Origin of the sequence: Silvanigrella sp. (assembly GCF_044369315.1) — a bacterium.
Lineage (GTDB): Bacteria > Bdellovibrionota_B > Oligoflexia > Silvanigrellales > Silvanigrellaceae > Silvanigrella.
Genome location: NZ_JBIPMD010000001.1, coordinates 31,573 through 47,870, shown reverse-complemented (window position 1 = coordinate 47,870; position 16,298 = coordinate 31,573). Strand labels below are relative to the sequence as shown.

Genomic DNA, 16,298 nt, shown 5'->3' with positions numbered 1-16,298 from the left:
TTGATTATTTTAAAAATGTGCAGTCTTTATATGAAATATCATTAAATAGTTCTGCTTCATTATCAATACTTTCTTATCCTCCTAATATAGATTTTTTAAATTCAATGTGTGGACAAGATTTTTTTATGGTAAAAAAAATAAATATTTTTAGAATTATTCCTTCCATATTAAATGATTTTCCATCTGTATTTATAAGTAAAACTCTTTTGTTAAATGAAATTAAGAAAAAAATTATAGATTTTTCTGATTTGTTTCAGTCTGTAAAGAGTAAAAAAGATGGGGAGTTGTTTTTTAAAAATATTTTGAAAGGAGATATATTAAATCAGCATTATAAATATGAAAATAAGAAAAAGAAAAAATATAATGGTTTTTTAATATTATCTTCAATAGAGAGATTTTATAATCTTAGTTCAAAAGAAGATACTAAATTTTTACTTTGGTTAGTTTATTTAGCTATAATGGATCACGAGTTTTTAAATAGAATTGAAGAAGAAAATGAAAAATCTTCTTCAATATTATTTTCAAGCATTCCTGTGTGAATCATCTTTTCTGCGCATAAAAGCAGGTGTTTCAAAGTCAGAATCATCAATTTCAATATCAGATAATTCTTTTGCAAGTTTTAGAGCTGTTTCAGCTGCATCTTCTTGAGCATGATCTTCATTTTTAATAGCAGTAGAAGCACCCATTACTTTTGGGTCATTTGCTTTATTTGAATTTTGTTGCTGATTTGCCATATCAAAAGTCCATTTTGTAAGCTCTTCTAAATCAGAAGTCGGCTCATTTTTGGAGTTTTGTGGTTGATTGGGCCAAGCAGACGGAGCTTGGTTTTCATGAGATTTAATTGGATTATGATGTTGGTTGTTTAGAGAATTTCTATGATCAACTTGAGGACTTGATCTAAATAAATTTCCAGAATTTAAATTAGTGTGAGAATTATTTAAATCTTGGTTTGGATTATTTGATCTAGGGCTCTGTTGATTTGGAATTCCTTGATTATAGTTTTGTTGAACATCTCTTCCAAATTGTTGAGGTCTAGCAAAATGATTTGGTTGATTATTAGGTTGAGCAAACTGATTTTGTTGATGAAGTTGTTGATTGGACATTTGATTTGGATTTCTAACGTCATAAGGATTTACAGCAGGGATATTTTGCGCAAAACCTGTTTGTGAACGTTGTGAATTCATTCCTGCAAATGCTTGTTGTGGCATTTGTTGTTGTGGTGGTTGATTTGTTACGTTAGGAGGAATGAATTGACCTTGTTGCTGAATATTTGAAAATCCGTGAGCTGTATCTGGAAAAGAAACACGTGCTTGATCAAATCCAGTAGCAATAACTGTCACTCGAATGGTTTCACCCATCGTTTCATCAATTACGGCACCAAATATAATATTAGCTTCTTCATGAGCTGCTTCTTGAATTAAAGTTGAAGCTTCACTTATTTCATGAAGTGTCATGGAACTTGTTCCTGTAATATTAATTAGGATTCCAGTAGCACCTTCGATATCAATATCTTCTAATAATGGAGAATTAATAGCAGAACGTGCAGCTTCAGCAGCTCTATTAGGGCCAGTAGCAGTTCCTATACCCATAAGTGCCATACCCATTTCAGACATAATTGTTTTTACGTCTGCAAAGTCCACATTTACTCGGCCAGGAATATTAATAATATCTGAAATACCCTTAACTGCATTTAATAAAACTTCGTCTGCAAGTTTAAATCCTTCAAGCATAGACATTTCTGGTGGAGCAATGCTTAAAAGTCTTTGGTTTGGAATTGTAATTAAGGTATCTACGGATTGTCTTAAGGATTGAATACCATGTTCAGATTGTTGTTTTCTTCTTTTGCCTTCAAACGTAAAAGGTTTTGTTACAACACCAACTGTTAATGCTCCTAGTTCACGAGCAACTTGTGCAATAATAGGAGCAGCTCCTGTCCCAGTACCGCCGCCCATACCACCAGTTACGAAAACCATATCAGCGCCACTTAAAACTTCTTGTAAAATTGCTTTGTCTTCAAGAGCTGCATTTCTTCCCATTTCTGGGTTTGCGCCTGCTCCAAGTCCTTTAGTCAATTCTCGTCCAAGTTGGATTTTAATGGGAGCAAGATTAGATTGAAGTGCTTGAACATCAGTATTTGCTGCAATAAATTCAACGCCGCTGAGTCCAGATTCAATCATTGTATTCAGAGCGTTTCCTCCGCCTCCACCCACACCAATCACTTTAATGATCGCGTTTGAAGAGTATTTATTATTTTTATCCGCTCTTTCACTCATTTTTAAAATCCTCCGTGTTTCTTATCATTTTAGTATTAATAATTATCTAGAAGCAAATGGTTCTTTCAGTTTATGCCATATTTTTGTTGCGAAAGATCCAATTCTTTTAGATTCTTCTGTTTGGAATGCTGAGTTTTCACCATGAATTGTTGCAAAAAGTGTTGATAACGTACCAACACTAGAAGCCCAAATTGGTGATTTAAGTCCCTCAGTGGCACCGGTAATATTTATGGGCATTCCAACACGCGCATGCAAAGAAAAAATCTCTTCAGTAGCTAAAGCCATACCACTAAGAAGTGCACCGCCTCCGGATAAAACAATTCCTTTTGAAGTTTTAGTTATTAGTTTTGATCTTCTTAAATCAGTATAAATCGTATTTAATATTTCTCTTACTCGTGGTTCAATTATTTGATTAATTTCTTTTCTAGTTACGTAGCGAGATGTGTTTCCATCAATACTGCAAATTTCTATTTTTTCATTTGCATCTTTTGTAGAAAATTCAATAGCTTTTCCTAATTCTTTTTTTACTCTTTCAGCTTCGGCTTGTGTTGTTCTTAAACCAATTGAAAGATCTTTTGTAATGTGGTGCGATCCAATTGGATATTCTTTAGAATATACAGGAATATTTCCTAAATATACCGCTGCATGTGTTAAATGAGCTCCAATGGATAATGAAATGCAACCAAATTCTTTTTCATCTTTTGTTAAAACACCTTCTGCGGCTGCCAATGGTTCAAATGCAAAACTTTGAACTCTTATGCCAGCATTGTTACAAGCTCTTACAATATTATGAAGGTCAGCTTGAGGATAAAAAACGCGGTGGTGCATTATTGATAAAGACGTTCCTTGCATGCCAATTGGGTTTTGAATACCGTGTTTTCCATCTACGGAATAAGAACTTGGTATCATATGAATAAAATCATAACCCATTGGAGGTTTTTGATTTCGAACAGCTGTAGAAACTCTTTCGAGATCAGATGCCCTAATTTCTTCACCTTTGATTGAACAAGTTTCAACGTGATTATCGAATTGAGCTGCCGTTCCTGCAATACATGCGCGTATGGAATCAATTTCAACACCAGATTGGCGTTCAACTTCATCAATTGTTTCAAGAATGGAAGCAGTTACAGCGTCAATACTTGAAACAACTCCTTTTTTAATAGAGCCATTATTATTTATTCTTGCGGCCCCTAAAATTTGAATTCGGGAAGAATCTTTGTCATTTTGAAAATGATCTTCGTGCTGAGCTAATGGAGGTTTATTTTCATAGCTTGCTGCAATTAGGCTTGTATGAGTTGAGCCTAGTGAAAGGGAAATACAAATATTTTTATTTAGAGATGTTTTCATGTCAATTTAACTTTGCATGCAAAATGTTTAAAAAGCATTTTGTGAACGCGCTCTCTTTAAACTTACACAATCAAAAAATAAAAGTCATTAGCAAGATTTAAAAATCCCTATTGAGATAATTTTGAAGTAGCGCCTTGAATCTTAAAGCTTGCCTTATCTGTAAAGTCAAGATCAACTTTATTTGGCAAAATATTTTTATTCCCTAATTCTTTTAGAATTATTTTTAGTCTTTCTAACTTATCTTTAATATTATTTTCACCAACAAGAGCAATTAAATAATCACTATCTTGCTTTTCTAAAGTTGAATTATTTTGTGAATCTGTTTTTGGCTTTTCTGTGTTTTTATCTGGAATTTTATTAATTAATAAAGAGTTGTTTCGATTTATTTTAAGTGTAAATCCTGAATTTGAGTCCCAAGATATTTTTGATAAGGAGTATACTTTTCCAAGTTTCAGCATTTCAGAATTAATGAACTTTGTTTGAGTTAAAAGCCATATAAAATTTACAGGTGTATTGGTTTCATTTAAATTATTATTTTCTAACTTTTTATTTTTTTTAATTTTAACATTTGTATTTTTTGATTTCCAATTAATTTTTAATTCAGGAGCATCTAATTTAAGCAAAGATGCATACTCATTCGGCAGAGGATTTTTTGCTATAATTTTCATATTATTGCTAATTACATAACGTTCTCCATTTTTTGCTTCAATGAGCAAAATTGGAATTTGCATTATTGCATTAATTTGTAATTTTCCATCTAATCCCAATCGAATCCAATATTGATCAATTAAATCTGTAGAGGATAATATGGAATTTATTTTAGCGATAAAATCGGAACGTTTTTCTTTATTTAGTCGAGATTTCTCAATTTCTTTACTTATTTCAAAATAAAGTTCATTTGTAATTGTTTTATTATCCGTTTCAATTTGTACTTGAGTGGGTAATATTTTTTCACTATAAATTTCAACGAAATATACTCCTGATTTAATACAAATCAATGAGATAGTGAGAAGTGATAGAATATAAGTAAATTTAGGTTTGCTTTTAAAAAAAAGATATCCAACTTGAATTATTTTTTTTATAGAAATATAGAAGTGATGCAAAACAATAATATACCATTTTGTAGAAGTCGTTTTTTTTGTTTTTTTTGTCCCTTTGCGGCTCCTTAAGTCTAGCTTTTGGGAGGCCAGCAAATTTACTTTTCTTTGCTTCTTACTTACATTCAAGTTTTAATTTCTCCAATAGCATATTTCCAGCTTGTCTAACGTCTCCGGCACCTAGGGTTAAAACAACAGCGCCTTTATTTGGATCTATCGATTTTATTATATTATGAGCTTTAATAACAGCTTCATTTAAATTTTCTGATATATGAGTAGAATTAGAAGCATTATTGAAGCTATTTAATTTTATTTGATGAGCAATTGTAGAGGTATTTATTCCTGAAATTTCATGTTCACCCGCAGAATAAATTGGTGTAATAACAACATTATCAGCATCTTGAAAACATTTTGCAAACTCATCCATTTGGTGTTTCATTCTTGAATAACGATGAGGTTGAAAAATAGCTATGATCTCTCTTTCGGGGAAACTTTCTTTTGTCCCCTTTAATACAGTCTCAATTTTTTTCGGGTTATGTGCATAGTCATCAACAATTAAAATTTTATTTATTTCACCTAAAATAGTATAGCGATGCTGAACGCCCTCAAATTTTGAGATAGATTCACCTATTTTTTCAATATCAAGTTCTAGAAGTGAAGCAACAGCAAATGTGGCAAGAGAATTTGATAGATTATAAGAGCCGGGCATTTTTAATTTAACTTTTGAATAGGTTTTTCCATAAATTCGAGGAGTAAAGGTGGTTGTCATTCCATCTGTTACTTTATCTGAAATAGTGATATCAGCGTCTTGTCTTAATCCATATGTTACAAGTTTTCTTCTTATTTTAGGTAAAATAAGTTGTACAATAGGATCGTCAATGCAAGCACAAACAGCACCATAAAATGGGACTTTATCTAAAAAAGTTTCAAAAGCTTTAACTATGTCTTCAAGGTTATCATAGTGATCAAGATGATCTCTATCTATATTTGTTATAATTGCAATTGTAGGAGTTAATCTTACAAAGCTACCATCACTTTCATCTGCTTCAGCTACAAAAAGTTCACCTTTTCCAAGTTTTGCATTGCTTTCAAATGAATTTATTTTTCCACCAATAACTACTGTAGGATCAAGACCTACATCATTTAATGCAGAAGCTAAGATGCTTGTTGTTGTTGTTTTCCCATGAGTTCCAGCAACAATGACTCCGTATTTCATTCGCATCAATTCACTTAGCATTTCACTTCTGTGTATGATTGGAATTCTCGAGTTTTGAGCTTCTATTATTTCTGGATTATGTTTATTTATTGCACTACTAACAACAAGAACTTGGGTGTTTTTTATATTTTCAGAATTGTGTCCAATATATATTTTTGCACCTAGTTGTTCAAGTTTATCTGTGATTTGAGATTTTTTTATATCACTTCCTGAAATATGATAACCTGAATTTAGAAGAACCTCAGCTATACCCGACATTCCGCTTCCACCAATTCCTACAAAATGAATTCTTTTAATTGCATTAAACATATTTTTTATACCTTAAAATTAATTATTATTTTGAGTATATATTCTTCTAGATATCTGAGATAAAAGACCTATAATAAAAAAGTTAGCAACTAAAGCAGTTCCTCCATTTGAAATAAATGGAAGTGGTAAACCTTTATTTGGAAGAGCCCCAGCAACAACACCCATGTTAATTATTGTAGTTGTTACTAACATTGCAAATGCACCAGTAGCTAGAAGTCTATCTCTATGCGAACTTCCATAAATAACTAAACGAAGAATAGCATAATAAAGAACTGAGTATAATATAGTTAAAACAAGTATTCCTATAAATCCCATTTCTTCAGTAATAACTGCTAAAATAAAATCAGTGTGCGCCTCAGGTAAGAAAAATAATTTTTGTTGACTTTCACCTATACCTCTTCCAAATAATCCGCCATTAGCAACAGCAACAAAGCTTTGAATTACTTGAAAGCCAGAACCAAGAGGGTCTTTAAAAGGATCTAAAAAAGTCATAATTCTTGAAATTCGGTATGGTTCAATTAGAATTGCCGTTGTTAAACCTGATATAATAATTCCAAAAATACCAGCAAAATATCTTTTAGGTAGTCCATTCATAAATAAAATAGCGACAGCGCCAGAAATAACAACAACAGTAGATCCAAAATCTTTTTGAGAAATAATAGCAATTGGAGCTAAAAATAAAGTTAAAAATTCTAATGCATTTGATAATCTTTTGGGTTCATTTTTTATGAATTCGCCTGACTTTGACGTTAATATCCAAGTCATAAACATAATAGTAAAAATTTTGAGAAATTCAGATGGCTGAATTGCGGGAAGCGGGCCAATTGATATCCACCTTGAAGCACCTGAAACTGTTTTACCAATATGCGGAACATGTGTTGCAAAAGTTAAAATAACAAAAGCAAAAAATAAATATTTAATATATTTATAAAAATTATCAAAAGAAATTTTAGCTCCAATTATAGCAGCTAAAATAGCTGGAATTAAGTATATTGTTTGTCTTTTTGCATAATAAAACTCAGTACCAAAGTGTTGTGATGAATATACAGAAGAAGAACTATAAACAAATAAAATTCCAAAGCCTGTTAAAGCAATTACGGGAACCCATAATACATTTCCGCCATATGTTATCCAAGTACTTGGTTTAGGAGTATCAAGAATAGTTTCCAAATTTTCATCATTTAGTTTGTTTTTATCAAGTATTTCTTTTTCTGATAATTTCACTTTTAGTTATCCTTTAAATGAGATAAAGCCCATTCACGAAATACATCGCCACGGTGTTCAAAATTTTTAAATTCATCAAAACTACTGCATGCTGGAGATAATAAAATAATTTCATTATCTGTAGCATCATTTAAAGCTAAGTTAGCAGCAGCTAACATATTTGGAGAGGATTCAGCAATTTTATTATTATAATTTTTTAAATGATCTTGAATTATATTTGATGCTTTTCCAAAAGGATAAATTTTTATTAAATGGTGATTCATGAATTCACCAATTGGTGAATAATCATCACCTTTGGGTTCTCCACCAATTAATAATCGAATAGGGCTTTGAAAAGAATGTAAAGCAACTAAAGTGCTTTCTACATTCGTTGCTTTTGAGTCATTTATAATTAAAATATTTTTATTTTTTAAATTATTATCAATATATAAACCCCATTTTGAAGATATTTTTTCTAGTCTATGTGGTAAATGTTTATATGAAGATGATTTTTCTTCCCACTGATTGAGAATATGAAGATCAGAAATTCCTAAATGATTTGCTATTATGCTGGCACATAATATATTCATCATGTTGTGTTTTCCTGGTAAACATGGATTTTCAATTGCCCAGTTTTTAGTTGAATTTTTAAGATTTAACAAGATATTAATTGAGCCATTTTTGTTATATTTTGCATAAGCATATTCAAATTGACTAGGCAACATGATTTGTTCAAAATTTAAATTATTCATTTCTTGATAAATTGAATTTGGTAATGTTTTTCCAGATTCAATTTTTTCATAAATAAATTCGATATTTTTTTTCAAATTTATATTTTTATTGTATTCAAGATTATCTTTGTGTTCATCTATTAAAATAATTCTTGATTTTGGTAAACTTAATCCAAGTTTGATAACTTGATTCATTATATTTTTATCAATAATTGCTAATCCATGATCATCTGTTAGTAATATAAGTCTCCATTTTGCTTTTAAATATTCATCCATGTTTCCATAACGACCTAAATGATCATTTTGTAAATTTAATAATGAAGTACAAATTGGTCTTATAGAATAGGTCGTTTCTAGTTGATAACTACTAAATTCAATAGAAAACAAGTTTGTATTTGGATGTTCTAATAAAGTTTGTGAGACAGAGATACCAATATTACCACATGCTTTAGAATGATATTTTGTATTTGAAAATAATTGAGATAAATAATTTACAGTTGTACTTTTTCCATTTGTACCAGTAATTCCAACTGAAATTGATTTTGTATTCATAAACCAAGAGGCAAATTCAATTTCACTTACTATTGGAATTAAATTTATTTTACAAAATAATGAAATTTCTTTATTTAATGGTATACCTGGAGACAAAATTAATATATCGCATTGAGATTTTATTTTTTCAAATGAATGGCCGTTTTCTTCGTAAGGAATATTTAAATTGTTTAACTCTGTTTTTATATTTTCAGATATTTTGTTTTCTTCGGTAATAAAAACATGGGCACCATTTTTTTTTAATATTTTAGCAGCTGAAATCCCACTTTTTGCTGCTCCTGCAATAAAAAAATGAATTTCTTTCATATTTTGGCCTAAATTCATATTATATTACCTATTATCTTAATTTAAGAGTTAATATACTCAAAAGAGCAAGAATAAAACTTATAATCCAAATTCTTACTGTTATTTTTTGTTCTGGCCATCCTTTTTTTTGATAATGGTGATGAACTGGCGCCATTCTAAAAACCCTTTTGCCTCGTGTTTTAAATGAAGCAACTTGAATAATCACACTTAATGCTTCAGCAACAAAAATACCACCCATTAAAACAAGTAAAATTTCATGTCCCGTAATAATGGCAACAGTTCCAAGAATTCCACCTAAAGCAAGAGCGCCTGAATCACCCATAAAAATTTGTGCTGGAAATGTATTGTACCAAAGGAATCCTATAGATGCTCCAATGAGTGCGGAAAGAAATACGCTAATTTCTCCAGAGCCAGGAATGGAATGGTATAAAAGATATTTTGATACAATCACATTTCCTGTTACGTAACTTAAAATTGTTAAAGTTAATGCACAGGTAATAACAGGACCAATTGCGAGACCATCTAAACCATCTGTTAAGTTAACAGCATTACTTGAACCTACAATAACTAATATTGCAAAAGGGGCGTAAAAAATCCCTAAGTTTATAATAAGATTTTTAAAAAAAGGAATATTTACTGAAGTTGGATTTAACGTATATGCATTTGGATTTAGGACATGAAATGATGACCATAAATGCCAAATAACAGCTAAAGTTCCAAAAAATAAAAGCCCTAACATTTTCTTTTTGCTTGATAAACCATCAGTATTTTTTTTAGATATTTTTAAATAGTCATCTAAAAATCCAATAAAACCATATCCAACTGTTATAATTAATAGTGTAAAAAAATGTCTATTTGTAACATCCATCCATAAAATGACACTAAATAAAGTTGCAAATATAATCACAACTCCACCCATTGTTGGAGTTCCTTTTTTTAGCATTTGTTCTTCTAATCCAAGTTCTCGGATGGGTTGTCCCGCTTTCAAAGATCTTAATAATCGGATTGCTTTTGGATATAGTATCATGGAAACAATTATACTAGTTATTAATGCTAATATGGCGCGGCTAGATAAGTAAGAGAATGCTTTTAGACCAGAAAGCTTAGGATTGATCATTATGAGTTTCATGATAAGTAAATAAAGCATTCTTTTTAATTCTCCTTACTTAATATAGATAAAGCAATTTGTGAATCCGAAAATGGGTATTTTGTTTCACCAATAATTTGATAATCCTCATGACCTTTTCCTGCAACAAGAATAAGATCAAATTGTTCAGCAGAATTGATTGCAAACTCAATTGCTTTTTTGCGGTCACTTTCTCTAAAGCAATTATAATTGGAATTGATACCTGTAAAAATATCGTCAATAATTTTACCAGGGTCTTCATTTCTTGGATTATCAGAAGTAACAATAACTTTATCTGATAAGGTAGAAGCAATCTTACCCATGATAGCTCTTTTCGTTTTATCTCTGTCTCCACCACAACCAAATACTGTAATTAGTTTTCCTTTTCCTTCTAAGGAAAGTATATTTTTACAAACTACAATCGCTTTTTCTAAAGCATCTGGAGAATGGGCGTAGTCAACAAGAACTGTAGGAAATTTATTATCAAATTCGGTTTTATGTTTAACGATTTCAAGTCTTCCAGGTATGTTTTTTATATTTACAAGCTTTTTAGAAATTTCACTAATTTTAAAGCCATCATTAAACATGGTAGCTATAGAGCACATAATGTTGTCGAATTGAAAATTTCCTATAATAGGAGCACTAAAATATTCTGATTCTAAGGTTTTATGAGAATCTTTAAGTATTAAAGTTCCAGAAATGCCTTTTAATGAAGATTTTTGATCTATTATAGATAAATAAAATACAGATTTAAATAAATTTTTAAATGTAGAAAAAAAAGAATTTGAAATATTTTCGTTTCCTACTCCAATTAATGTTCTTTTATTTCCAACAGCACGTTTAGCAAAAAACTCCCAATCAAAATTATTTGTACAAATAATAGCACAGCCGTTTTCGTTTAAATATTCATCAAATAATTTTAACTTAGCATTTCGGTAATTATCCATAGTTCCATGATAGTCTAAGTGATCTTGAGTTAAATTTGTAAATATAGCGGTATTTACTTTCCAATTACCTAGTCTTTTTTCTAACAATCCATGCGAAGTGGCTTCCATAACTATTTTATCAATATTATTTTTTTGGCATAAATTTATTATACTTAATAAAGCTGGATAGTCAGGAGTTGTAACATGCGAAGATTCCATGTTATATTCACCAATTTGCAAGCCTAAAGTGCCTATGCGTAGGCATTTTTTTGCAGTTAAAAATTCAAATATTTGAGAACATATTTGAACGACCGAAGTTTTTCCATTTGTTCCAGTAACAGCAATTGTATTAAAATATTCTTTATTTATTTGGTAACACTTTTCAAATAATAAATGAATTGTTTTTTCTGTGTCTATTACTTTAATAAAATAAGGATTATTAATTATTTTTGAAAGCCAATCGTCAGAATAATTATTTTTTTTTGCTATATCAATCACATTTTCTTCATTGCCAATAAAATAGTTCTTAGAACTTAATATTTTCTCTATTAACGTATGACCATCAAATTTTTTACCTACTCTAGCAATGTAAATAAAAGAATCTTCCTTTAATAAATCATCATTATCTTTGAATTTTTTAAGTTCATTAGAATTTATTATTAAGTCTAAAGGTGATTTTGATTTATTATGAATAGGAAGATTATTTACAACTAAATTATCAGTTTTTAAAATATGAATTGCGTTTTCTATAGAGCACTTAGGTATTTCTATTTTATAATTAAAAGACATTTTAAATCATTGTTCCTTTTTAATCTCTGTTTCATTATGATTATTTGTCATAGCAGAGCTTTGTGGTTTATTAATATTATTATTTATATTTGGTTTATTTCTTTTTAAATAAGCATTTTCATATGGCTTGACATCAAAAATTCCTTGAGAATTTAAATATTGTACTGTTTTTTTTCCGATATCAGCAAAAACAGGGCCAGCAAGAGGGCCTCCATAAGCGGGTCTTATTCCAGCTTCATCAATAACAACTACAATAGCTAATTTAGGATCGTCAGAAGGAATAACACCCTCAAAAACAGCAGTTCTGCCAGAATAAGAGTGTTCTTTTAATGACCAAATTTGAGCAGTTCCTGTTTTACCAGAAACAAGCACACCTGGAATTCGTGCCGGAGAACCCGTTCCTCCTTCTTCTTCAACAACGGATTCCATCATTTTAGAGATGAGTAGGCTTGTATTTGAAGAAATATATTTTAATGGAGGGCCTACAAAATCTTTTTGTTTTTTTTCATCTATCGCAATTAAATTAACTCCGTGATCAATTCCACCACCAACAATAATAGATAATCCATGTACTAATTGCAGAGGAGAAATTGCAAAACCTTGCCCAAAAGCCATATTTGCAAAATTCATTTCTCTCCAGGTATTTAATGCTTTTATTCGACCAGTCCATTCTCCTGGAAGTCCCGTTCCCGGTTGCCTTCCAAAACCTATTTTCATTAATGAGTCATAAAAATTTTCACGACCTATTTTTTGAACAACTTTATAAGCACCAATATTACTACTTACTTTTAATATTTCTTCAGGAGTAATCCATCCATGTTCATGAGTGTCATGTATGATTCCGCCAGGTAAAGACATTTGACCATTTTCTGCATAAACTTTTGTCTCAGGTGTTACAACTCCAAGATCAAGCGCTTTAGAAATCCACATTGGTTTAACAACAGAACCAAGTTCAATTGCATCCATTACAGGGCGTAAGCGCCTAGATGCTGGGTCATTTTCAGGAGGATTATTTAAGTCATAAGAAGGATAACTTGCCATAGATAGTATTTCACCTGTTTTTACATCCATAACAATAGCGCTTCCGCCTTTTGCTTTTGCTCTAATAACTCCATCTTTAAGTGCGTTTTGAGTGAATTCTTGAATAGATAAATCAATTGAAAGAGTTAAATTTGGAGCTTTTTGATCTGGTTTAGAAGCGTCATTTGGTGTAACCATTACAAGTCTGCCTCTAGCATCTTTCATTACTTCTGATTTAATTGGTTTTATATTCAGTCTTGAATTATATATTTTTTCAATTCCTTCAAGACCGTTACCTTCAGAACCAACAAATCCTATTAATTGTGCTGCAAGATCTTTTTCTGGATATACTCTTTTAGGTTCATCAACAACACCAATAAATTCTTGCCATTTTTTTAGACTTCCAATTTTAATAAATTCACTTTGACTCATTTGTCGTTTCAGCCAAATAAAATTTCTTTTATCATCTCTATAAGAAATTAATGTTTCTAATGGAACATGAATTTGATCAGAAACTTTTTTTAAAATGCTAATTTCTTCAGGCATTTTATGTGTTAAAAGATAAATGCTTGGTCTAGATATACTGACGGCTAAAACTCTTCCTTTTCTATCCGTTATTGTTGCTCTTGGCTGAGCTAAAGTTAAATTTTTTTCAAATTGTCTTGTCCCAGTTGCAATTAATTTTGTTCTTAGTGGAGTAGGAAAAAAAGTTATCCATGCGTATCTAACAAGAATAATACTTAAAAAAATGCAATAAAAAATACCCATTGTTTGGGCTCGAAACTTATAATTAGGTAATTTTTTGTTTTGCTTTGGGTTAAAATAATTTTTAAATTTAACTAAGAAATTAACTTGTAAATTTATTTTATTTCCCACTTTTGTTACCTTTTTATTTAATGTAACCCTTTTTCTGCTCTTAAAACACGTTTTGGATCTGGTAATACATACTTATTAAGCTTGCCTGAAGGATCTTTCTGGGCAAGCAAATTGTCTCTAACATTTCTTTCTGTTGCAGCTAATTCAGATTGCAGCTCGACTTGTCTTTGTCTAAGAATTTTTTCCTTAGATTTTAAAGCAGCAATTTCATAACCTACAGAATAAGTTTTAGATCTCATTGTAATAACTATTATACCAACAATAATCGTTAAAAAAATAATTGCAATGATTGCATCAAATCCTTTTAAAAATTTTAGCACTTTACCCCCCCCCTGTTTCTCTTGAAAACTCAAAACAACGAAGTCTTGCGGATCGAGAGCGATTATTCATTTGGCATTCCTCATCGGAAGCTGTTATGCCTCCACGCGGTATTTCTTTGCCAAAACCTTTATTATGATTTTCTTCTAAATGAAGTTGAAGATGCAAGGGGATATTAATTTCTTTTTTTTCGCTTTGTTTTTCGTGAGCTTTCTTCCCTTTTTGCCAATTTCGCATCGCATGTTTGATTAGTCTATCTTCCAAGGAATGAAATGAAATAAAGCCTACTTTTCCGTAAGAATGAATAAGATCAGGAATTTCTTGAAGAAGATAATTTATGGATTCCAACTCTTTGTTTACTTCAATTCTTAATGCCTGGAATGTTCTTGTGGCAGGATGAACTCTGCTATTTGGATAGGCAAGCACTCTTTTGATGTATTCAGCAAGCTCTATAGTGCTATGAAGTGGTATTTTTTCTATTTTTCTATCCTGAACAATTGCTTTTGCAAGTTTTCTCGATTTAGGTTCTTCGCCATATTCAAAAAAGATACGTGTTAATTCTAATTCGGAATATTCTTCTAAAATATTTTTAGCAGTTAAATTATCATTGGGATTCATTCGCATATCAATGGGGCCATCATGAATTAATGAAAAGCCTCTTTTTCCAATATCTAACTGTGGAGAACTAACTCCAAAATCAGCATATAAACCATGAATTTTTTCACCAGGAAATTTTGTTTGCCAAATTTGTGCCAAATTTTTAAAATTTTCATTTTCGAAATGTAAATGAATGTTTTTATGTTTTAATTGCACCTCTTTAAATTTCTTTTCAGTAAAGTTTAGTGCATTTATATCTTGGTCAAATCCAATAAAATTCAATTCAAAATTATTAAAAATAGGATCATTAATAAATAAATGAATAAAATATTCAGCATGTCCGCCACCACCCAAAGTTGCATCTACAATATTTAATTTATATGTTTTATTTGTTTTTAATAAATTCAAAAGTTTTTCAGAAGGAAAAATATTTTGTATCGTTTCTTTCTTTAATACAGTTATATGTTTAAATTCATTATTCATTGATGTCCTCTTTGGGTTTAAAACGAAGTAATCGTAACAATAAGTCAAAAACGTGGCACAATCATATGTGCCTAAAGCATTCAACTTCACTTTATCAAGTCCGATAATGGACTTGTAAAAGAAATTTACTGTTTGAGGATGAAATTTGCCATGAAGAAAAATATTATGCAAAATATGGCGTCTATTTATAAAAAATTTAAATTTGTTCTATTATGTTCTTTCTTCTCATTATCCTTATTTGGATGTATGACGAGTGCTAAAAACGATGAAGAACAGTTGAATCAGGCTCAAAATCAAAAAGTTGAAGAGCTTGTAAACAAGGAATCAGCTGATTTTGTAGAAGGTCTCGTTCCTCCAAGTAATCAAAATATTTTATTGCCATATTATGTTCAAGCGGGTGATAATTTAGGTAAAATATCTAAAAAAATATATGGTGATCTTAAAAGCTGGAAAAAAATAGCTGAAATAAATAAAATAGTAGATTCAAATAAAATTTATGCTGGAGATGTTATTTATTATCAATTAGATGACAAAACAAAAATGTTTGCCGAAAAATATGAAAATGCCCCTAGAGCAAAAATCATAGTTAAAAAAGGAGATACACTTTCTCATATTTCAAAGGCTGTTTTTGGAAGATCTAAAGACTGGCGTGTTTTGTGGAAGGAAAACCCTCAAATAGCAAACCCAGATAGAATTAAAGAAGGAACAGCTGTTTATTTTAGGCCTAAAGCATTAACTGCTGATGCTGGTGGATATAATATCATAAATAAAGAATCAGAGACTCAGCCTGTAAAAAATTTAAATTTAAATGAGGATACAAAAGTTTCTAATGAAGAACCTAATAAAAAAGATTTAAATGCTATAAACGACCAAAATAAAACGGAACTAAAATCAATTGATGTAAAACAAGAGACATCAAAAAATGAATTATCTGAAGAAGAAAAGAATGCAATTAAAAAATCTTCAGAAAGTAATTTTGTAAATCCAGATGATATTCCTAAAGACCCTAAAGATGATTAATAAATATTAAATTGAGGAATGCCCTTCTTTTTTCTAGTATCTATTTCTTTAAAATTTTTGATTTATATATTAAAATTCAAAATATCCATTTCAATGGATGTAAAATTAC

At 30.2% G+C, this 16,298-nt stretch carries 13 protein-coding genes; 2 read left to right on the top strand and 11 right to left on the bottom strand.

Features of this window, described 5'->3' with window-relative positions; all coding sequences use genetic code 11:
- Nucleotides 1–539 (top strand): hypothetical protein (locus tag ACIQ56_RS00210; RefSeq protein ID WP_397599069.1); only part of this gene is annotated, 539 nt, incomplete at its 5' end.
- Here ACIQ56_RS00210 and ftsZ read toward each other — a convergent pair.
- The 11 genes from ftsZ to rsmH all read right to left on the bottom strand — a co-directional run bounded on the left by ftsZ (nucleotide 522) and on the right by rsmH (nucleotide 15,169).
- Nucleotides 522–2,273 carry a cell division protein FtsZ gene (ftsZ, locus tag ACIQ56_RS00205; RefSeq protein WP_397599068.1) on the bottom strand — a complete coding sequence of 584 codons (1,752 nt, stop codon included), beginning with the start codon at nucleotides 2,271–2,273 and terminating at the stop codon, nucleotides 522–524. The genes ACIQ56_RS00210 and ftsZ overlap by 18 nt on opposite strands.
- A gap of 42 nt (nucleotides 2,274–2,315) precedes the next feature.
- Nucleotides 2,316–3,620, bottom strand: coding sequence for a cell division protein FtsA (gene ftsA, locus ACIQ56_RS00200; RefSeq protein WP_397599067.1), 1,305 nt, complete (start codon nucleotides 3,618–3,620; stop codon nucleotides 2,316–2,318).
- A 107-nt stretch (nucleotides 3,621–3,727) separates the two neighbouring features.
- Entirely contained in the window at nucleotides 3,728–4,846 is a 1,119-nt protein-coding gene (locus ACIQ56_RS00195) for a hypothetical protein (RefSeq protein ID WP_397599066.1), read from the bottom strand.
- A complete protein-coding gene (gene murC, locus ACIQ56_RS00190) occupies nucleotides 4,833–6,242 on the bottom strand; it encodes a UDP-N-acetylmuramate--L-alanine ligase (RefSeq protein ID WP_397599065.1) in 1,410 nt (469 codons plus the stop codon). Before murC ends, ACIQ56_RS00195 begins: the two co-directional genes overlap by 14 nt.
- An 18-nt stretch (nucleotides 6,243–6,260) precedes the next feature.
- A complete protein-coding gene (ftsW, locus tag ACIQ56_RS00185; RefSeq protein ID WP_397599064.1) occupies nucleotides 6,261–7,466 on the bottom strand; it encodes a putative lipid II flippase FtsW in 1,206 nt (401 codons plus the stop codon).
- A 2-nt stretch (nucleotides 7,467–7,468) separates the two neighbouring features.
- Entirely contained in the window at nucleotides 7,469–9,052 is a 1,584-nt protein-coding gene (gene murD, locus ACIQ56_RS00180; protein ID WP_397599063.1) for a UDP-N-acetylmuramoyl-L-alanine--D-glutamate ligase, read from the bottom strand.
- 13 nt (nucleotides 9,053–9,065) lie between these two features.
- Nucleotides 9,066–10,181 (bottom strand): phospho-N-acetylmuramoyl-pentapeptide-transferase, encoded by a 1,116-nt coding sequence (mraY, locus tag ACIQ56_RS00175; protein ID WP_153420277.1) that lies wholly within the window; start codon nucleotides 10,179–10,181, stop codon nucleotides 9,066–9,068.
- A 5-nt stretch (nucleotides 10,182–10,186) separates the two neighbouring features.
- Nucleotides 10,187–11,875 carry a UDP-N-acetylmuramoyl-L-alanyl-D-glutamate--2,6-diaminopimelate ligase gene (locus ACIQ56_RS00170; RefSeq protein ID WP_397599062.1) on the bottom strand — a complete coding sequence of 563 codons (1,689 nt, stop codon included), beginning with the start codon at nucleotides 11,873–11,875 and terminating at the stop codon, nucleotides 10,187–10,189.
- A gap of 6 nt (nucleotides 11,876–11,881) precedes the next feature.
- The gene (locus ACIQ56_RS00165; RefSeq protein WP_397599061.1) at nucleotides 11,882–13,771 is read right to left on the bottom strand and encodes a peptidoglycan D,D-transpeptidase FtsI family protein; all 1,890 of its coding nucleotides are present in this window, start codon (nucleotides 13,769–13,771) and stop codon (nucleotides 11,882–11,884) included.
- Nucleotides 13,772–13,788: 17 nt separating this feature from the next.
- Entirely contained in the window at nucleotides 13,789–14,091 is a 303-nt protein-coding gene (locus ACIQ56_RS00160) for a hypothetical protein (RefSeq protein ID WP_153420280.1), read from the bottom strand.
- Between the two features lies 1 nt (nucleotide 14,092).
- Nucleotides 14,093–15,169 (bottom strand): 16S rRNA (cytosine(1402)-N(4))-methyltransferase RsmH, encoded by a 1,077-nt coding sequence (rsmH, locus tag ACIQ56_RS00155; protein ID WP_397599060.1) that lies wholly within the window; start codon nucleotides 15,167–15,169, stop codon nucleotides 14,093–14,095.
- 150 nt (nucleotides 15,170–15,319) lie between these two features.
- On the opposite strand from rsmH, the gene ACIQ56_RS00150 reads away from it, so the two are divergent.
- The gene (locus ACIQ56_RS00150) at nucleotides 15,320–16,189 is read left to right on the top strand and encodes a LysM peptidoglycan-binding domain-containing protein (RefSeq protein ID WP_397599059.1); all 870 of its coding nucleotides are present in this window, start codon (nucleotides 15,320–15,322) and stop codon (nucleotides 16,187–16,189) included.
- Nucleotides 16,190–16,298: the final 109 nt, after the last annotated feature.

Coding starts and splice junctions, on each gene's coding strand:
- ftsZ (WP_397599068.1), bottom strand. CDS start 2,273: ATGAGTGAAAGAGCGGATAAAAATAATAAATACTCTTCAAACGCGATC.
- ftsA (WP_397599067.1), bottom strand. CDS start 3,620: ATGAAAACATCTCTAAATAAAAATATTTGTATTTCCCTTTCACTAGGC.
- murC (WP_397599065.1), bottom strand. CDS start 6,242: ATGTTTAATGCAATTAAAAGAATTCATTTTGTAGGAATTGGTGGAAGC.
- murD (WP_397599063.1), bottom strand. CDS start 9,052: ATGAATTTAGGCCAAAATATGAAAGAAATTCATTTTTTTATTGCAGGA.
- mraY (WP_153420277.1), bottom strand. CDS start 10,181: ATGCTTTATTTACTTATCATGAAACTCATAATGATCAATCCTAAGCTT.
- ACIQ56_RS00170 (WP_397599062.1), bottom strand. CDS start 11,875: ATGTCTTTTAATTATAAAATAGAAATACCTAAGTGCTCTATAGAAAAC.
- rsmH (WP_397599060.1), bottom strand. CDS start 15,169: ATGAATAATGAATTTAAACATATAACTGTATTAAAGAAAGAAACGATA.
- ACIQ56_RS00150 (WP_397599059.1), top strand. CDS start 15,320: ATGAAGAAAAATATTATGCAAAATATGGCGTCTATTTATAAAAAATTT.